Source organism: Rahnella sp. P4_A8 (assembly GCF_056402435.1).
This window is the reverse complement of record NZ_JBFUHK010000272.1, coordinates 1-1,057: the sequence shown is the minus strand read 5'-3', so window position 1 is coordinate 1,057 and position 1,057 is coordinate 1. Positions and strand designations below refer to the sequence as shown.

At 47.6% G+C, this 1,057-nt stretch carries 1 protein-coding gene; it reads left to right on the top strand.

The genetic code is table 11. The features are described 5' to 3' along the window. A partial coding sequence (locus tag AC1DUO_RS25355; protein ID WP_477989449.1) for a RepB family plasmid replication initiator protein occupies window positions 1–898 on the top strand: 898 nt, incomplete at its 5' end. Window positions 899–1,057 lie beyond the last annotated feature (159 nt).

Below are 1,057 nucleotides of genomic sequence, written 5' to 3'. Positions count from 1 at the left end.
GAAGTCCACAGCACGTGGACGTAAAGGTCAGATGAACTCAATGGATGTCACCTCTGAGCTGAAGCAGCTTTCGATCGTGAAGTCTGAGGGATATGAGAACATCAAGATCACCGGCGCCCGGCTTGATATGGATAACGATTTTAAGACCTGGGTTGGGATCATTCATGCCTTTGCTAAGCATAAGGTCCTAGGAGACTCTGTATACCTGCCATTTGTAGAATTCGCTAAGTTGTGTGGGATTCCATCCGCACGCTCTTCTGCGAAGCTCAGAGCGCGTCTGGAGGCCTCACTTGAACGTATAGCCACTAACACCCTCTCGTTTTCGAATAAAGAGGGGGATTACTACGTAACTCACCTTGTTCAGTCAGCAAAATATAGCCCGAAAAAGGACGCTGTCGAGTTGCAGGCGGATCCGAAGATCTTCGAGTTGTATCAGTTTGATAAGAAAGTTCTTCTCCAGCTCAGGGCAATCAACGAACTCTCTCGCAAGGAGTCTGCTCAGGCTCTGTATACGTTCATTGAAAGCCTTCCGACAGATCCTGCTCCCATATCTATGTCTCGCCTGCGTGCCCGCCTAAATCTGACCTCTCGAGCCATCACTCAGAATGCGACAGTACGCAAGGCTATGGAGCAGTTAAAGGCGATTGGGTATCTTGATTACACTGAAGTTAAGCGCGGTAAGGTAGTGTATTTTTGTATCCACTATAGGCGGCCAAAGTTACGCCCTGCGCAAATACCCACGGGCATAGGTGATGATGTTTACGATGTAATGGATGACGAACACATCATTGATGTCCCGGCAGAGAGGGATGCGGAATCAGCTATGCCTCGTGAGATGGTAATGCTGACTAAAGAAGAACTTGAGTTGCTGGAACAGCTTCGCCAGTCAAAGAAATAGTTTTGACCTCTTGCTGCTCATTGCCCTAAAGCTTGCTGCAGTGATGGCAGGCTTTTCATATTTATTGTTGAAAGCCGACTAACCACTGCAGTGAGCAACCTATCCACTGTAATCAGTAAAAGCTTCCATCACGAAATATCCTATCCACTGTGAACTGCA